16 protein-coding genes, 1 tRNA gene and 1 pseudogene are annotated in these 17,174 nt (G+C 61.2%); 8 read left to right on the top strand and 10 right to left on the bottom strand.

Going from position 1 to position 17,174, the window contains the following annotated elements:
- Nucleotides 1–6: 6 nt before the first annotated feature.
- Nucleotides 7–684, top strand: a complete 678-nt coding sequence (locus tag ACHZCU_RS05925; protein ID WP_394706030.1) for a TetR/AcrR family transcriptional regulator — start codon at nt 7–9, stop codon at nt 682–684.
- Here the strand turns inward: ACHZCU_RS05925 and ACHZCU_RS05920 are convergent.
- From ACHZCU_RS05920 to ACHZCU_RS05905, 4 genes and pseudogenes are all read right to left on the bottom strand, one after another.
- On the bottom strand, nt 668–1,630 hold the full coding sequence (locus ACHZCU_RS05920; RefSeq protein ID WP_319518040.1) for an esterase-like activity of phytase family protein: 963 nt from the start codon (nt 1,628–1,630) through the stop codon (nt 668–670). The two genes, ACHZCU_RS05925 and ACHZCU_RS05920, sit on opposite strands and share 17 nt — an antisense overlap.
- Nucleotides 1,627–3,528: a cobaltochelatase subunit CobT gene (gene cobT, locus ACHZCU_RS05915; protein ID WP_319518039.1), complete on the bottom strand. Its 1,902-nt coding sequence runs from the start codon at nt 3,526–3,528 to the stop codon at nt 1,627–1,629. The genes ACHZCU_RS05920 and cobT overlap by 4 nt, the downstream gene beginning before the upstream one ends.
- Before the next feature lie 10 nt (nt 3,529–3,538).
- Nucleotides 3,539–4,530, bottom strand: a pseudogene (cobS, locus tag ACHZCU_RS05910) (cobaltochelatase subunit CobS).
- A gap of 68 nt (nt 4,531–4,598) precedes the next feature.
- Entirely contained in the window at nt 4,599–5,237 is a 639-nt protein-coding gene (locus ACHZCU_RS05905) for a J domain-containing protein (protein WP_319518038.1), read from the bottom strand.
- A 120-nt stretch (nt 5,238–5,357) separates the two neighbouring features.
- Here ACHZCU_RS05905 and ACHZCU_RS05900 point away from each other — a divergent pair, with 120 nt between their 5' ends.
- The gene (locus ACHZCU_RS05900) at nt 5,358–5,639 is read left to right on the top strand and encodes a BolA family transcriptional regulator (RefSeq protein WP_106307537.1); all 282 of its coding nucleotides are present in this window, start codon (nt 5,358–5,360) and stop codon (nt 5,637–5,639) included.
- A 379-nt stretch (nt 5,640–6,018) separates the two neighbouring features.
- Here the strand turns inward: ACHZCU_RS05900 and ACHZCU_RS05895 are convergent, their stop codons facing one another.
- From ACHZCU_RS05895 to ACHZCU_RS05885, 3 genes are read right to left on the bottom strand one after another with little or no spacing between them, the layout of a single operon-like run.
- Nucleotides 6,019–7,293 (bottom strand): HlyC/CorC family transporter, encoded by a 1,275-nt coding sequence (locus ACHZCU_RS05895; RefSeq protein WP_394706101.1) that lies wholly within the window; start codon nt 7,291–7,293, stop codon nt 6,019–6,021.
- Between the two features lie 41 nt (nt 7,294–7,334).
- Nucleotides 7,335–8,465 carry a 3-dehydroquinate synthase gene (aroB, locus tag ACHZCU_RS05890; protein WP_319518037.1) on the bottom strand — a complete coding sequence of 377 codons (1,131 nt, stop codon included), beginning with the start codon at nt 8,463–8,465 and terminating at the stop codon, nt 7,335–7,337.
- Nucleotides 8,455–9,048: a shikimate kinase gene (locus ACHZCU_RS05885; protein ID WP_106307531.1), complete on the bottom strand. Its 594-nt coding sequence runs from the start codon at nt 9,046–9,048 to the stop codon at nt 8,455–8,457. Before ACHZCU_RS05885 ends, aroB begins: the two co-directional genes overlap by 11 nt.
- Before the next feature lie 93 nt (nt 9,049–9,141).
- Between ACHZCU_RS05885 and xerD the strand changes: the two genes are divergently transcribed.
- From xerD to ACHZCU_RS05865, 4 genes are all read left to right on the top strand, one after another.
- Nucleotides 9,142–10,092: a site-specific tyrosine recombinase XerD gene (gene xerD, locus ACHZCU_RS05880; protein ID WP_394706029.1), complete on the top strand. Its 951-nt coding sequence runs from the start codon at nt 9,142–9,144 to the stop codon at nt 10,090–10,092.
- A 75-nt stretch (nt 10,093–10,167) separates the two neighbouring features.
- Nucleotides 10,168–11,121, top strand: coding sequence for an acetyl-CoA carboxylase carboxyltransferase subunit alpha (locus tag ACHZCU_RS05875; RefSeq protein WP_106307525.1), 954 nt, complete (start codon nt 10,168–10,170; stop codon nt 11,119–11,121).
- Between the two features lie 155 nt (nt 11,122–11,276).
- Nucleotides 11,277–12,473, top strand: coding sequence for a murein L,D-transpeptidase family protein (locus ACHZCU_RS05870; RefSeq protein ID WP_319518035.1), 1,197 nt, complete (start codon nt 11,277–11,279; stop codon nt 12,471–12,473).
- Complete coding sequence (locus ACHZCU_RS05865) at nt 12,470–12,709, top strand: sulfurtransferase TusA family protein (protein ID WP_319518034.1); 240 nt, start codon at nt 12,470–12,472, stop codon at nt 12,707–12,709. Before ACHZCU_RS05870 ends, ACHZCU_RS05865 begins: the two co-directional genes overlap by 4 nt.
- 6 nt (nt 12,710–12,715) lie before the next feature.
- On the opposite strand, the gene ACHZCU_RS05860 is transcribed toward ACHZCU_RS05865, so the two are convergent.
- Together ACHZCU_RS05860 and ACHZCU_RS05855 are read right to left on the bottom strand one after the other, a co-directional pair.
- Nucleotides 12,716–13,807, bottom strand: coding sequence for a GTP-binding protein (locus tag ACHZCU_RS05860; protein ID WP_319518033.1), 1,092 nt, complete (start codon nt 13,805–13,807; stop codon nt 12,716–12,718).
- A gap of 8 nt (nt 13,808–13,815) precedes the next feature.
- The gene (locus ACHZCU_RS05855) at nt 13,816–14,937 is read right to left on the bottom strand and encodes a D-alanyl-D-alanine carboxypeptidase family protein (protein ID WP_319519751.1); all 1,122 of its coding nucleotides are present in this window, start codon (nt 14,935–14,937) and stop codon (nt 13,816–13,818) included.
- Nucleotides 14,938–15,082: 145 nt separating this feature from the next.
- On the opposite strand from ACHZCU_RS05855, the gene ACHZCU_RS05850 reads away from it, so the two are divergent.
- On the top strand, nt 15,083–16,246 hold the full coding sequence (locus ACHZCU_RS05850; RefSeq protein ID WP_319518032.1) for a M20 aminoacylase family protein: 1,164 nt from the start codon (nt 15,083–15,085) through the stop codon (nt 16,244–16,246).
- Nucleotides 16,247–16,316: 70 nt separating this feature from the next.
- A tRNA-Arg gene (locus tag ACHZCU_RS05845) sits at nt 16,317–16,393 on the top strand.
- 100 nt (nt 16,394–16,493) lie between these two features.
- On the opposite strand, the gene ACHZCU_RS05840 is transcribed toward ACHZCU_RS05845, so the two are convergent.
- Nucleotides 16,494–17,147 (bottom strand): ThuA domain-containing protein, encoded by a 654-nt coding sequence (locus tag ACHZCU_RS05840; RefSeq protein WP_319518031.1) that lies wholly within the window; start codon nt 17,145–17,147, stop codon nt 16,494–16,496.
- Nucleotides 17,148–17,174 lie beyond the last annotated feature (27 nt).

Below are 17,174 nucleotides of genomic sequence, written 5' to 3'. Positions count from 1 at the left end.
TCGATGGTGGCAAAAAACAATGCAAAGCCGATGGCAGAGGGCGAAACGGCGCTTGAAAGGCTGACAACGCTGCCGCCGGCGCGCCGGGCGCAATTGCTGGATGCTGCGACGGCTGCCTTTGCCGAGCGCGGATTTTCAGGCGCTTCCATGAACGCGATCCTGAAGCAGGCGGAGATGAGCAAGGGGCAGGTCTATTACTATGTGCATGACAAGGCCGATCTTTACTCCGCGGTGATCGCCCGTGCGCTGGATGGCCTGACCGGGCGCATCGATTTTGCGGCCGCGCTTGGTGCGCACGACGCTCAGGCGTTCTGGGCAGCGCTCAACGCTGCCTTCGAACAGCTGGCCGAGGTCTTGATCGCCGATCCGGTTCTGGCCGCGCTGGCCCGCACCATGTATGAGGGACCGCAGACTGAAGCAGCCCTGAAAGCGCCGCTTGAGCGCCTCAGAGCCGGGGCGGTGCTTCTGGTGGAACATGGGCAGGCTCTTGGCACCATCCGCGCTGACATGCCGCGCAGGCTGATTGTGGACATGCTGTTTTCAGCTGCCCGTGCGCTGGACCGGTGGTTTGCCGAAAACTGGGATGCTCTGGCCGCCGATGAAGCGCAGCGCATCAACGCACAAGGCCTTGCCATGCTCCGCGCCATGGGCGCGCCGGCCGAAAAACTCAGTCGATCAGCCTGAATTCCAGCATCAGCGTGTTCTGCAGCGGCGAATCATTATCATCGGAAACGAGGATGATATGAAGTGTGCCGTCATCGGACCGGACAACATCCATGCCCTCCATATTGTCGATCCGGTGCGTGCCGCCATAGGCCTGCATGATCGTCGGGCCGTCGACGGTGGAACCGGGCCGGACAGCATCGCCCGGCAGGCGGCGGATGCGCATGGCAACGCCGGAAAGCAGCGAGAACCGCCGCTCCAGCACCAGAAGGTCGCCATCCGGCAGGAAGGCGGCATCGGTGACATCATAGCCTTCCCGCTTGACCACCTTGAAGATGCCCCGGTCAGGACCGCGAATGACGGCGGCGAACAGGTTGCCTGCCGTGTCGATGCTTTTCTCCGCGATCACCACCATGCGGCCGTCGGGCGCGGTCGCCAGCGCCTCGAAACTGCCATTGCGCCTCAGTTCATAGGTCGGGATCAGAAAATCCGGTCCCGGGGAAGCATTTGCCTGATCATGGCCGGAAAGCGGGTAGCTGTCGATCCGATGGCGGCCCTCGAAGCCGACATAGAGGTGGTCGTCCTGGATGGCGAGGCTTTCGGCATCCATGCCGCTTTTGCCGGCATGCACGCCTCTGGCGTTCTTCATCGGCGTCACGGTGACATCGGCAAGGCCCGAAAGCGCGCCCGAAGCATCGCGCGTCACCGTGCCGTCGACCCATTCGCCGGTATCGGCCACGGCGATGAAATGCGTGCCGTCGGGCAGGAAACGGATTGCCGACAGCGACTGGAATTCGGGATCGGGAGAGGTCAGTTTCAGCCCGCCCAGAAACTGCAGCCGGCCGAAGCGGTCGGTGTCTTTTTCCGCGGCGAATTTTTCGATTTGGACGGCGTTGACCGTGACACTGGCGGCAGCAGCCGGTGCTGCAACAAGCGCCAGCGCCAGAAAGGCGAAGACGACCCTCATCTGGCCCGTCTTCTGCCCTGCGAAATGCCGGCGGCCTGCTCCTCGAACAGGGCGGCAAGCTGATCGGTCATGGCGCCTGCCAGTTCGTCAGCATCGACAATGGTGACAGCGCGGCGATAATAGCGGGTGACATCGTGACCGATGCCGATGGCCAGAAGCTCGACCGGCGAGCGGGTCTCGATGTGCTCGATGACTGCGCGCAGATGTTTTTCCAGAAAATTGCCCGGATTGACCGAAAGCGTGGAATCATCCACCGGCGCGCCATCGGAAATCATCATCAGGATGCGGCGCTGTTCGGGGCGGCCCATCAGCCGGTCATGGGCCCAGATCAGCGCCTCGCCGTCGATGTTTTCCTTGAGCAGCCCCTCGCGCATCATCAGTCCCAGATTGGCGCGCGAGCGCCGCCAGGGGCTGTCGGCGGACTTGTAGATGATGTGGCGCAGATCGTTGAGGCGGCCCGGTGTTGCGGGTTTTCCCTCTTCCAGCCATTTCTCGCGCGATTGACCGCCCTTCCAGGCCTTGGTGGTGAAGCCGAGGATCTCGACCTTCACGCCGCAGCGCTCCAGCGTGCGCGCCAGAATGTCGCCGCAGGTGGCGGCAACCGTGATCGGACGCCCGCGCATCGAGCCGGAATTGTCGATCAGCAGCGAAACCACGGTGTCGCGGAACTGGGTGTCGCGCTCCATCTTGAAGGAAAGCGGCTGCATCGGATCGATGACCATGCGCGGCAGGCGCGCGGTATCGAGATAGCCTTCCTCGAGGTCGAAATCCCAGGAGCGGTTCTGCTTGGCCATCAACCGGCGCTGCATGCGGTTGGCCAGCCGGCCGACGGCGCCCTGAAGATGGGCAAGCTGCTTGTCGAGATGCGCGCGCAGGCGCTGCAGCTCTTCCTGGTCGCACAGTTCCTCGGCGCGGATTTCCTCGTCGAATTCCTCGGTGAAGACCTTGTAGTCGACCTTTTCGTTCAGCTCGTCAAACGGCGTATTGGGGCGCTGGGTCTCGCCGGCGACCTCGCTATCGGGGTCGGCGTCCTCGTCGAGCTCGGTGTCGGCCACTTCCGCGCCGTCAAGCTCGCCCTGATCCATCTCCTCGTCGGAATTGTCGCTTTCGTCTGCGGGCGCTGAATCATTGCCCGCATCCTCGTCGAACTGCTCGTCGTTCTGGCGTTCGGAGCGCGGCTGTTCTTCCTCGGAAACATTGTCCAGTTCGTCTTCGCTCTCGATATCCTCGTCGGAATAATCCTCGGCAAGCTCCATCGAGGACAGCATCGAACGGATGGTGCGCGCGAAAGCGTGCTGGTCATCGATGGTTTCACTCAGCCTGTCGAGATCGACGGCGGCCTTTTCCTCGATGAAATCGCGCCAGAAATCGAGCACCTGCCCGGCCGATTCCGGCGGCTTTTCGCCGGAAAGCTTTTCGCGCACCAGCATGGCGACGGCCTCGGAGACCGGGGCGTCCTCCTTGCGGTCGATGGTGGCGAAATTGGCCTTGTCATATTTTTCCGCGTGCATGGCGGCAAGATTGCTGGCCATGCCGGGCATGCGGTTGGCGCCGATGGAATCGACCCGGGCCTGCTCCACCGCATCGAAAATCGCCTGCGCATCTGCGCCGCCGGGCGACATCTGCGCATGGGTCACCGGATTGTGGCAGGCCATCCTCAGCGCCATGGAATCGCCAAGCCCGCGCACCACGGCCAGTTCGCTTGCCGTCGGCCGCTTGGAGAATTCCGGCAGCCGGATCTGGCTGCCGGTCATGCCCGGCCGGTCGCGCGAAAACACCACCTCCGCGTCCCTGTCGCCGGAGACGGCGCGCACGCAGCCGGAAACGGCGCGGTGCAGCGGCTCGAGGTCTACAGGCGCATAAGGGTTGGACTTTCGATTGTCGCCGGGGCCGGCCATGGACTTATCCTCAGGCGCTGATGACGACGTTGGCAGCGCTTTCCGTCAGCTCCTCGCCGAAGGCGCGCTGATACTGTTCGGCCACCAGCGTGCGCTCGAGTTCGTCGCACTTGTTGAGGAAGGTGACCCGGAAAGCAAAGCTGACATCGCCGAAGATTTCGGTGTTTTCAGCCCAGTTGATCACGGTACGCGGGCTCATCACGGTCGAAAGATCGCCGTTGACGAAGGCCGAACGGGTGAGGTCGGCAACGCGCACCATGTTGGAAATCGTCTCGCGGCCTTCTTCGCTTGCGGCAAAGCTCTTCACCTTGGCGAGGATGATGGCGACTTCCTGCTCATGCGGCAGATAGTTGAGCGTGGTCACCAGCGACCAGCGGTCCATCTGTGCCTGGTTGATCTGCTGCGTGCCGTGATAGAGACCGTGGTATCGCCGAGGCCGACGGTGTTGGCGGTGGCAAACAGACGGAAGGCCGGGTGGGGGCTGATCACGCGGCTCTGGTCGAGCAGCGTCAGACGGCCGGAGCTCTCCAGCACGCGCTGGATCACGAACATCACGTCCGGGCGGCCGGCGTCATATTCATCGAAGACGAGCGCGACATTGTGCTGATAGGCCCAGGGCAAGATGCCGTCCTTGAACTCGGTGACCTGCAGGCCCTCGCGTACGACGATGGCATCCTTGCCGACAAGGTCGATACGGCTGACATGGCTGTCGAGGTTGACGCGCACGCACGGCCATTTCAGGCGGGCGGCAACCTGTTCGATATGGGTCGATTTACCGGTGCCGTGATAGCCGGAGACCATGACGCGGCGGTTATGCGCGAAACCGGCGAGAATGGCGAGCGTGGTATCGCGGTCGAACAGATAGTCGGGGTCGAGATCGGGCACATAGGGATCGTCCGTCGAATAGGCGGGCACGGTCAGGTCGACATCAATGCCGAATGTTTCGCGAACCGAAACCGTTGTGTCCGGTCCGTTGGAATAGTCCAGTTCAATCTTGCTCATCATGTCTCCAGCGCGGCCTTTCAAAAAAGCCGCTCAAACGTCTGTGCTGCTTCTCGATCAATAGCGGTCTAGCAGAAGCCGGCCTGCTTTAACAATTGGTATGCCTGCACCACGGAGCGAAAAGTTTCCTCCGAGCCGCGATCGCCGCCATTGGCATCGGGGTGGTGCTTCTTGACCAGTGCCTTGTACTGTTTCTTGATGTCGTCGGGGCTTGCTTCGCCGGTCAGCCCCAGCGTGTCGAAGGCCTTCGACTCAAGCGTCTTGAGCTTGCGCTGATGTCGCGGGCGTTTGGGTGCGCCGCCCTTGTCGTCGTCGACAAAGCCGAAGGGGTCGCGCATGTGCGAAAATGACGCGGTGCTGCCGGCTTTTTTCGAGCCGTTGATGGGCGTCTTGCGCGCATCGCCGTTGACGCCGACCGTCCAGGTCGGGCGATGGCCGGTCAGCGCTTCCTTCTGGTAGCGGGCGATTTCGCCGTCGGACAGGCCATCGAAATAATTGTAGCCCTTGTTGTAGGCCTTCACATGCTCGAAGCAGAACATGAAGAACTGCCCCTCGGCATTGCGGCCCACAGGCGCGCGGTGCTTGGCGGGCTTGTTGCAGCCGTCCCACTGGCAGATAGCGGCAGCGGATTCCGCCTCGGTCTTGGCCGATGCCGGGCGCTTGCGCTTCGTGCGGAGACGATCGAAATATTTGGAGTCAAGATTCATGGTGCTTGATTATGACCTTGTGGCCCCGTCACAACAAGAATTGACAACGGGATTTCTTACTGGCTTCCTGAACCGTTAACGCGCAAAGCGCGAAGCAGGGACAGAAATCAGGAGCAGACAGTGTCGTCAACCGCCGAAATCGAAAACAGGCTGAAAAGCCTTTTCAACCCCGAACGGCTGGTGCTGATGGACGAAAGTGCCCGGCATGCCAGCCACTATCATGAGCCGAACGCTCCCGAAGTCACCCATTTAAGGATTCGGATCGTGTCCGGCAAGTTCGAAGGGTTAAGCCGTGTTGCACGTCATCGTGCCGTCAATGAGGCACTGGCCGGTGAAATCGCCGACGGTTTGCACGCGCTGGCGATCGAAGCGGCAGCGCCGGGCGAGAAGACGCGGTGGTAAGAGGCGGGGCAGCCGGCGCCCTGTTTTTATGGACAAAGCCTGCGCCATTTTCTTCCGTCATGCTCGGGCCTGTCCCGAGCATCTAACCACGTCTCGCCGCGACAGGCGTGTCAAATGGATGGGATAGTCGGCTGCAAAGCGGCGACTCCATCCGTATGGATAGGTGGATAGATCCTCGGGACAAGCCCGAGGATGACGTCGCCCGAGGGGATAGACTTTACCAGTAGCCGGAGGCGGTCGTATCGTTTCCCGGCTCACCTCGCCGGCGACGTTGCCGTTTCTGTTGCCCCACCCACATGGATCATGCCCGGGCTTGACCCGGAGTGCGGGGAGGGGTTTGTCGACAAACTTAGGCGCCTTGCCGCACGACTTTTAACGCTCACTCCGCCGGTGATGTCTCTGCTGCCGCGCCGCCTAGCGGGCGAATCCGGAGCTTGGTGATCCGGTTCTTTTCCCGTTTCATCACAATGAAGCGCTTGCCGTAAAAGGTGAAGGACTGGCGCTCCTCGGGGATCGTCTGGCTTTCGTGGATCACCAGACCGGCAATCGTGGTCGCTTCCTCGTCCGGCAATGTCCAGTCGAGCGCGCGGTTGAGGTCGCGGATCGGCACGGTGCCGTCCACCACGATCGAGCCGTCGGCCTCCTGCTGCACGCCGGAAATTTCCAGATCGTGCTCGTCGGAGATATCGCCGACGATTTCTTCCAGAATATCCTCAAGCGTGACGATGCCCTGCACCTCGCCATATTCGTCGACGACGACGGCGATATGCACCTTGCGGCGCAGGAAGGCGTTGAGCTGATCCTTCAGATTGGTGCTGTCGGGCACAAACCACGGCTTTTGCGCCACCTTGACGATGTCGATCGTGGAAGGGGCGGCGTGCGGTTCGGCCAGCGCCCGCGACAGATCCTTGGAATGGACCACGCCGATAATATTGTCGATCGAGCCGCGCCAGACGGGAAGCCGCGTATAGGGGCTTTCCAGCACCGTCTTGATGGCCACTTCCGGCGGATCATCGGCATTGACGGCGCGCATGGCGGTGCGGTGGATCATCACGTCGGAGACTTCGAGTTCGCCGAGGTCGAGCACGCCGCCGAGCCGGTCACGGTCGGCCTTGATCACCGAGCCCTCGCGGTGCAGCAGATCGACCGCGCCGCGCAATTCCTCATGCGCCGTCAGCATGCCGCCGCCCTTGGACAGGGTGACCCCGAAAATGCCGAGAATGGCGCGGACGATCATGTTGACCAGGCTCGAAAGCGGGCCGATCACGAAAAACAGCACCCGCACCAGCGGGGCGACGGTCAGCGCAAAGCGGTCGGTGGCCGAGATTGCCCAGCTTTTCGGCAGCACTTCGGCAAAGACCACCAGAAGCGCGGTCATGATCAGCGTGGCGTAGGCAACGCCGTTTGCGCCGAAAATCTTCAAAAACAGCGTCGTCGTCAGCGACGACGCGAGAATATTGACCAGATTGTTGCCGATCAGCAGCGCGCCGATCAGTCGGTCGCGGCGGCTGATCATGACGCTGACGAAGCCCGCGCGCCGGTCGCCCTGTTGTTCGAGCGTGTGCATACGCGCCCGCGAAACCGCCGTCAGCGCGGTTTCAGAACCAGAAAAGAATGCGGATATGACGATCAGGCCAAGAATGATGGCCATCATCAACCCGTACTCGCCGAAGAAGTGCGAAATATCGCTCATCGTCATTGGGAGTGTTTTTCCGTGAGGAAAGCCAGCACCTCCGACGACGGTACGTCATCGGCGATGAAGGATTTGCCGATGCCGTGCGTCAGAATGAAGGTCAGCTTCCCGCCCTTTACCTTTTTGTCCTGCCCGATTGCATCCATCAATATATCGGGTGAGGGAAGGCTTCCGTCAATATCGCCCAGCGCGGTCGGCAGACCGGCATCACGCAGATGCGCTGCAACGCGGTGCGCATCATCCGGGCTTGCAAGGTTCATGCGCGCGGAAAATTCATGCGCCAGCACCATGCCGATGGCAACGCCTTCGCCGTGAACCAGGCGGGCGCTGTCATAGCCGGTCGCCCGCTCCAGCGCGTGGCCGAATGTGTGGCCGAGGTTCAGCAGCGCCCGTGCGCCGTTTTCATGCTCGTCGGCGGCCACAACGGCGGCCTTGGCCTCGCAGGAACGTGCAATCGCCTCCGCCCGGTCCGTGCCGCCGGAAAAGATGGACTTCCGGTTCTTCTCCAGCCAGTGGAAGAAATCGGGCTGGTCGATCAGGCCGTATTTCACCACTTCGGCATAACCGGCAGCAAATTCGCGGGGGCTGAGCGTGTCGAGCGTATCGGTATCGGCCAGCACCAGATGCGGCTGGTGGAAAGCGCCGACGAGGTTCTTGCCCTGGCGGGTGTTGATCCCGGTCTTGCCGCCGACGGAGCTGTCGACCTGGGCCAGCAGCGAGGTCGGCACCTGGACAAAGTGCACGCCCCGGCGCACGACGGACGCGGCAAACCCTGCCAGATCGCCGATCACGCCGCCGCCAAGCGCGATCACGGCGTCAGAGCGTTCGATGCGGGCATCGAGGATGAAGTCGACGGCGGTCTGGAGGTTTTCGAAGCTCTTGGTCTTCTCGCCGGCGGCAAGGGTGAGCGAAAATGTCTCGATCCCGTCGGTCTGAAGGCTTTCGGTCAGGGTGTCGAGGTAAAGCGGCGCGACATTGGTGTCGGTGATGATTGCTGCCTTGCGGCAGTCAAGCCGCGCCAGCGTTTCGCCGCCAGCACTTTGCAACAGGCCGGACCCGATCAGGATATCATAGCTACGCTCGCCGAGATCCACACGGACGATACGTTTGTCGGTAACCTGTTTACTCTTCACTCGTCTTTCCTCCGTCAAGGGCCGCCAGGGCCTTCAGCACGTCGCGCGTCACCGTTTCCTTGCGGACATTGCGCGACAATACGGTCATATCCGCTTCGGCATAAACCGGATAGCGCCTGTCCATCAGGTCTTTCAGCGTCTGTTTCGGGTTTTCGGTCTTCAGAAGCGGGCGGGTCTGGCGCCGCCGCACCCTGTCCCACAGGGTTTCGAGATCGGCCTTCAGCCACATCGACAGGCCGGATTGCGAAATCAGCGCGCGGTTGACCGGATTGACGAAGGCGCCGCCGCCGGTGGAAACGATGGCCGGCCCCTCCGTCAGGATGCGTTCGATGACCCGGGTTTCCAGAGCGCGGAATTCCGGCTCGCCATATTGCACGAACAGATCGGCGATGGTCATGCGCGCGGCGGCCTCGATCTCGTGGTCGGTATCGACATAGGGCAGGTCGAGCGCGTTTGCCACCAGCTTGCCGATCGCACTCTTGCCGGCGCCCATCAGGCCGACCAGTATCAGATTGCGGCCGGCAAGCCCGGCAAGCGCCTTTTGCCTCAGCCCGGGTTTGCCGGTATCTTGCTTTGCGTTCATAGTCCGCCCATTGTTTTCAGCCACGTATCGGCAAATGCTGGAAGGGCGTCAAGCCGGACGGTGAAGAATTCGGGCTCCAGCCCCAACAGGATAATGCCATTGGATCTTTCCGGCGCACATATCGAAGCCTTTATCGAGATGTTGAGTGCAGAGCGCGGCGCGGCCAACAACACGCTTGCCGCCTATCAGCGCGACCTCGACGACTTCCGCGACTTTCTGACCGATCGCGGCGTTGCCGCCGACGCGGCGAGCACGGTGGATATCACCGCCTATCTGGCAGAACTGGGCAAGCGCGGATTTGCCGCAAGTTCGCAGTCGCGCCGGCTTTCGGCCCTTCGCCAGTTCTACCGGTTTCTCTATGCCGAAGGGATGCGCGAGGACGACCCGACCGGCGTCATCGATGCGCCGAAAAAGGCCCATCCCCTGCCGAAGACGCTTTCCGTTGCCGATGTCGACAAGCTTCTGGATCGCGCCAGCCTTGAGGCAGGCGAGGCGGGGCCCGGACAGTTCGAGCGCAAGCGGATGTCCGCCCTGCTTGAAACGCTCTATGCCAGCGGCATGCGGGTTTCCGAACTGGTGAGCTTGCCGGCGGCGGCGCTGAAACCCAATCAGCGTTTTCTGACCATCAGGGGAAAGGGCAACAAGGAGCGGGCGGTGCCGCTGTCGCTGCGTGCCCATGAGGCGCTGATGGCCTTCAATGCGCTGCGCAAGGCGCGCTCGGAGGGAAGCGATGACGATAATCCCCATCTTTTCGCCTCCCGGGGGGCGGACGGTCATCTTTCCCGGCAGGTGTTTGCCCGTGACTTGAAGGGCCTTGCCGCGCGGGCGGGGTTGAAAACCACCGCGATTTCGCCACATGTGCTGCGACACGCCTTTGCAAGCCATCTTCTGCAAAATGGCGCAGACCTGCGCGCGGTGCAGGAAATGCTCGGTCATTCCGATATTTCAACCACGCAGATCTATACGCATGTTCTGGAAGAACGGTTGCGGGAATTGGTGGAAATGCATCACCCCCTTGCAAAAGATGCTAAAAAACGGGAATAAGCGGCACTCAATCGTCATAAACAGCCTTTGGGCGGCGGTCCCGGGCATATTCGTTAACCCACGGAAAGTTCGACAATGTACAGCTATCTCGATTTCGAAAGGCCGATTTCCGATCTGGAAGCCAAGATTATCGAGCTGAAAAAGCTAGCCTCGGACGGCGAAAGCATCGACACCTCCGAGGAGATTGCGCGCCTTGAAACCCGTGTCAGCGAGGCGATGAACGAGATTTACGCCAAGCTGACGCCGTGGCAGAAGGCGCAGGTTGCCCGCCACCCCCAGCGTCCGCATTTCGTCGATTATGCCAAGCGCCTGTTTACCGATTTCACCACGCTGGCCGGCGACCGCAATTTCGGTGAGGACGCTGCCATTCAGGCCGGTCTCGCGCGCTTTCGCGGCCGTCCCGTCGCCGTGATCGGCGAGGAAAAGGGCCACGACACCAAAAGCCGCCTGAAGCATAATTTCGGCATGCCGCGGCCGGAGGGCTACCGCAAGGCGATCCGTGTCATGGAGCTTGCCGACCGCTTCAACCTGCCGGTGATCTCCGTGGTCGATACCCAGGGCGCCTATCCCGGCGTGGGCGCCGAAGAGCGTGGCCAGGCCGAGGCGATTGCCCGTTCGACACAGATGTGTCTGAGGATCGGCGTGCCGATGATCACGCTGGTCATCGGCGAGGGCATGTCCGGCGGTGCGATTGCGATTGCGGCGGCAAACCGTGTCTACATGCTCGAACACGCGATCTATTCGGTGATTTCGCCCGAGGGGGCGGCTTCGATCCTGTGGCGCGATTCCGCCCGCGCCAAGGAAGCGGCGACCAATATGAAGATCACCGCCCGCGACCTGAAGGACTTTGGTGTGGTTGACCAGATCGTTGCCGAACCGGTCGGCGGTGCGCACCGCAATGCCGAAACGGTGATCGATGCTTCCGGCGATCAGATCGCCGACGGCCTTGCGGAATTTGACGGCATGTCGGCCGATGAGGTCCGCAATGAGCGTCGCCAGAAATTCCTCGCGATCGGACGCAATCTCTGAACTTTTGCTGTTGCCTTAAAGGTGAGAGACGTCCTGCTTGCGCCAATCGCGAGAAACGGTTAACGCTTTCTTGAAGTTTGGCTGTGCATGATGATCTTTGACGACGTGACGGCTGAGGCGTTGCGTTTTGAGGCAAAATCCGGCAGGTTCTATCCATGCGTTTGAATGTCCTGGCCCCCATGGTTTTCGCCACACTGGCGCTGACGGGCTGCAACAGCTTTTTTGACAGCACCGACTTCTCCACTGTGCAGGAGAAGATGAACTACTCGCTGCCGTCTTCCATGGTCGCCAAGATGCGCGCCCAGGACATGGACAAGCTTGCGCCGATTACCATCCGGATCTTCAAGGAAGAAGGCGTTCTCGAAATCTGGAAACAGAAGCGCGACGGCACCTATGGCGAACTCGAAAGCTACGAGATCTGCGCCTGGTCCGGCAAGCTTGGCCCGAAGAAGAAGGAAGGCGACCGTCAGGCGCCGGAAGGCTTCTATCCGCTTTCCAAGGGGCTTCTCAACCCCTATTCGCAGTACTTCCTCGCCATCAATACCGGCTATCCCAACCGTTACGACCGCGCCAACAAGCTGACCGGCTCCAACCTGATGATCCACGGCGCCTGTTCCTCGCGCGGCTGCTATTCGATGACCGACGAGCAGATCCTCGAAATATTCGCCTTTGCCCGCGACGCCTTTTCCGGCGGCCAGCAGTCGATCATGCTGCAGGCCTATCCCTTCCGGATGTCCGCGGAAAACATGGTGCGCCACCGCTACAACGAGAACTATCCCTTCTGGCAGATGCTGAAGGAAGGATACGACTATTTCGAGGTCACCAAGCAGGTCCCCGATGTCGATATCTGCAGCGGAAAATATGTCTTCAACAAGGACCCGGCCAATGGCGCCGCGCTGGCTTCCGATCAGGCCTGCCCGGTGCTCGCCTCCAATATTCCCTCGCAGCACATGATGGCGCTGGCCGAATATCGCACCGATTACCAGGACGCTTTCGACAAGGCGCTGGCGGAAAACGACGACAAGGTCTGGGTCGATCCGAGCGAAGCCGAACGCAAGGCGCTTGTCGCCGATCAGCGCAAGGACCCGACCGATCCGCTCTACCAGCCCACGGGTTCGTCGCTGGAAGCCGGACGTTATGTCTCGATCGAGAAATACCGCCTGACCAAATACGGGCCACTGGAAACGCCGGTTGAAATCGATACGGTGACCCAGACGGCAGCCATTCCCGATGTGCCGACCGATCTGCCGGCGGCGTCCAATGTGCCGATTCCGCAGCGAAGCCCGATGGCGGCTTATGCGGAGCCTGCACCGGAGCCGAAGGCGGACAAGCCGTTCTGGAAGTTCTGGTGACCCCGGCAGGGCACGCTTTCGAAACCTACGACCTTCGCGGGCTGAAATGCCCCTTGCCGGCGCTCAAGGCCGAAAAGCGCCTTGCAGCCCTCGCATCGGGCGCATTGCTTGCCGTGGAGACCAGTGATCCGCTGGCCGTCATCGACATTCCGCATCTGTGCAATGAGCGCGGCCACAGACTGATCTCCACCGAGGAGACAGACGCAGGCCATCGTTTTGTTATCGCGCGGGGCTGAAACGCTCTATGCCTTGAAGCCGAAGGCCGAAAGCGGGTTGTCATCGAGCGCGGCCCGGTCGGGCCGGTCGATGCCGGGGCGGTCGAGATAGGTTTCGAAAAGCTCCCGCACGACCGTTTCCGGAAGATCGCGCGTGATCACCACCAGCCGGGTCTGAAAGTTTTCCGCACCGCTTTGCGCTGCAAGCCGGCTTGGCGGGTAGACCATGTCCCGCACCCCGTGAACCACCAGCGGCCGGTCATCGCCGGAAAGCGCGACAACACCCTTCAGACGCAGAAGATTGTCGCCATATTCGGCGGCAAGCCGGTGCTGAAACGCCTCGATCGCCGCCGGCGACGCCACCTTGCCGGCGGTGAGCGCGAAGGCGCGGATGTGTTCGCCATGGCGATTGACGTCGTGATGGTGGTGATGGCTGTGCTGGTGGTCTTCCGCCGCAAGCCATTCGCCGACAGACGGCGCCTTGCGGGCCGGGTCGAACAGGCCCGTCACCAGAAGAGCAGGCCCGGACGCAGGCGCATCGGCAACATCGATGATCTCGGCCATCGGGTTGAGGCGTTCCAGCGTTCTGACGAGATCGTCACGATCCGCGGAGGCCGCCAGATCGGTCTTGGTGATCACCAGCCGGTCGGCAACGGCCGCCTGGCGCACGGCCTCGTCATGGCGGGCCAGCGTATCGGCGCCCGTCAGCGCATCGACCAGGGTCACCACACCATCGATGCGAAATGCCATGGCGATGGCCGGATGGGCCATGATCGCCAGCAGAACCGGAACCGGATCGGCCAGGCCGGTGGTTTCGATGATGACCCGGCTGACCGGTTTCACCTTTTCCGTCTGGATCCGGTCGAGCAGGTCGGCAAGGGTGTCGATCAGTTCACCGCGCACCGTGCAGCACAGGCATCCGTTGGACAGCTCGATGATCGAATCTGAAGAGCCTTGCACCAGAAGGTGATCGATGCCGACTTCACCGAACTCGTTGATGATGACTGCGGCATCGCTCAGCGCGGGATCTTGCAGGAGCCGGTTCAACAGCGTCGACTTGCCGGCGCCAAGGAAACCGGTGACGATCGAAACGGGAATGGGGGCAGGGGGCATGTACATGGATTGCGCTATTGGACGGGCCGGGCATAGGGCAGCGGCACGGCTTTCAGATCATCGAGCGTGCTTGCCGCCATTTCCGTATCGTTGGGCAGGCGATAGGCATCGACCGTGGCAAAGTCTTTCGAAAGCGGCTTCAGATAGGGCGAGGAAAACATCAGATTGCCGTCGTCATCCCGCAGGATGACCCGGTTCTGGACCGCTTCGGCGCTGCAAATCGCGCTGGTGACGTCGGCGACTGGCCTTTCCGGCGCCGGCGGCGGCAGATAGCTGTCCAGTCTCGGGCCGTTGCGCTCGGTTGCCGTCAGCCCGCGTTGCAGCAGTTCGGCGGCCTTTTCGGCCCGGGCGGGAACGCTCGGCGCGCCAAAGGCGACAACGACGACTTCGCGGCCTTTGCGTTTGGCAAAAGACACCTGATTATAGCCCGAGGCGCAGACGAAACCGGTCTTCATGCCGATGGCACCGTCGAAATTGCCGATCAGGAGATTGGTGTTGCGGTATTTTCCGCTATCGGTGGCAATGCCGGGAATGTCGAAATAATCGAGATATTCCGGAAAGGTCTTTTCAATCGCGATGGCCAGCACGGCCATGTCGCGGGCCGTGGTATGCTGGCCGGGTTGCGGGTCGCTCATCGAGTTCATGCCGTTGGCGTTGACGAAATGCGTATCCGTCATGCCGAGCCTCTTGGCGGTGTTGTTCATCCGGTCGATGAAGGCCTGCCGTCCGCCGACAGCGTGTTCGGCGACAGCGCGGGCGGCATCATTTGCCGAATGCACCAGCATCATCTTGAGCGCGTTGTCGACGGTCACTCTGGTGCCGGGGGCGAAGTACATTTTCGAGGCGGGTTCGTTGGCCGCCGCCGCCGAGAATGTGATCGTCGCCTCGGGGTCGAGCCGCCCGGCCTTCATGTCCTCAAACACCAGATAGGCCGTCATCAGCTTGGCGAGCGAGGCCGGATACCAGCGTTTGAACGGTTCATCGGCGGCGAGCACGCGCTCCGTCCGGGCATCGACAATGATATAGGGGTTGGCAGAGGCTGTCCCCGCAGCGCCGCACATCGCAAGCGTGGTGGTGACGATCCATAAAGCGATCAGGGCGCTCAGCCGTCCGTGCGCGGGTCTTGACGGTATCATTTGAAACACGAAGCTTCTCCACTTGCCTGATGCTTCTTATCGATATACCCCTTGAAAGGCAAAATCCTTGTGTGCGGATATGTCCGATCCCACATCTATTAGCGTCTTTTACAATGAATTTCGAAAATTTTCAGGGGTATGCTTAATGCCGGTGTTGAACAGTGCCGCAGAACTTCAGGATGAAGCCACGAAATGGCGGCGGTTTCTCCACCAGCATCCCGAACTCCTTTATGACGTTGTCGATACGGCGGCGTTCATTGCCGACAAATTGCGGTCTTTCGGTGTCGATGAGGTTGTCGAGGGCGTTGGCGGGATCGGTGTTGTCGGGGTGATCCGCGGCAATCGCGCCGGTGCGCGCACGATCGGGCTGCGTGCCGATATGGATGCCCTGCCGATTGCCGAGCAGAGCGGCAAGGAATGGGCCTCGAAAACGGACGGCAAGATGCATGCCTGTGGCCATGACGGGCATATGGCGATGCTTCTGGGGGCTGCAAACCTTCTGGCCGAAAACCGCAACTTTGCCGGCACTGTGGTGCTGATCTTCCAGCCGGCGGAGGAAGGTGGGGCCGGCGGCAAGGCGATGATCGACGACGGTCTGATGGAGCGTTTTGCGATTGCCGAGGTCTATGGCATGCACAACTTCCCCGGCCGGCCGGTCGGCACATTCGCCATCCGTCCGGGACCGATCATGGCTGCGACCGACGAATTCCGGATTGTGATCAAGGGCGATGGCGGGCATGCCGCGCAACCGCAAAAATCGGTCGATCCGATCGTGATCGGCAGCCAGATTGTCAATGCGGTTCAGACCATTGTCTCGCGCAATGCCGATCCGGTGGGCGCGCTGGTGGTCTCGATCACGGAGTTTCATGCGGGCTTTGCCCACAATATCATCCCCGGCGAGGCCGAGCTTGGCGGAACTGTGCGTTCCTTTACGCCCGAACACCGCGATCTTGCCGAGCGGCGGATCAAGGCGATTGCCGAAATGACGGCTGTTTCCCATGGCGGCGTGGCGGAAGTGAGCTATGTCCGCAACTATCCGCCGACGGTCAACCACCCGGAAGAAACGCGCCATGCCATTGCCGCCGCGCAAACCGTGGCGGGTGAAGATGCCGTCGACAAGGAATTTGCGCCATGGACCGCAGCAGAGGATTTTTCCTACATGCTGGAAGCGCGCCCGGGCGCTTTCATCCTGATGGGCAATGGCAGCACGGCCGAGCTTCACAATGCCGAATATGATTTCAACGATGCGGCTTTGCCCTACGGCATTTCCTATTGGGTCCGCCTTGTCGAAACGCGACTTGCTGAATAAGCGGCCATCGCCGCATTCGTGCAAATCAGGGCTTTTCATCAAGCCCTCGCTTTTGTATTGAGAGGCGAGTGGTCCCGTAGCTCAGCAGGATAGAGCATCAGATTCCTAATCTGAGGGTCACGCGTTCGAATCGCGTCGGGATCACCATTTTCTTGTTTATTTCAGTCTGAAACGCCCAAAGGGTGTCGGCCTCGCTCACAACCGGTCAGGGACGCCGGCATGCGCCTGGGCGTTTTGCTGGGCGCGGTTACAGCGCCCGGGCTGCCCAGAGCAGGCCACGGGTTAATATGGCGCGCACTTCGGGAAGGTCGAGCTCGTCGGCCGTGTGGCCGAGCGAGGAGTAAAACACCCTGCCTTGGCCATGTGTCGTGGTGAACACCACCGGCATGACGACATCCTTGCGCCAGGGGTGGAATTCGCCGGAAAATGTCGTGGTCGCCAGCACTTCGACGGCGGGGTCGTAATTCAGGTAATATTGCTCCGATGTGTGTTCGAAGCTCTCTATGCCCGCCATGATCGGATGGTCCGGGCGGGTGACATCGACCGTGTAAGTGATGATATTGCCGGGATGGGACACCCAGTAGCAGCTTGCGGCATAGCGGAACGGCACGCTTGAGCGGAAGCTGGTCGCAAGCCCCATGTGATAACCGGCAAGACCGGTTCCGGCCTGCACTGCCGCGATCAGATTGGCCATCCTGTCCTTTTCAAGTTCGCCATCGGTGATCACCGGCACCACGAGCGCATTGGTGCCGACATCTTCGGCGCCGAGCGCGTCATAGTCGTCGGTCACCTCAACTGCAAAATCATGTTCCTCCAGAATATGACGAACGGTTTCCGCTCCTTGTCTGGGTGTGTGAAGCTCCATGCCGCCGTAAACCACAAGCGCCTTTCGCCTGGCCATAATTGTCCTCTCCCCGTTGATTGCGGC

The sequence above is a fragment of the uncultured Martelella sp. genome (assembly GCF_963677965.2).
Classification (GTDB): Bacteria; Pseudomonadota; Alphaproteobacteria; order Rhizobiales; family Rhizobiaceae; genus Martelella; species Martelella mangrovi.
This window is presented reverse-complemented; position numbering and strand designations above follow the sequence as displayed.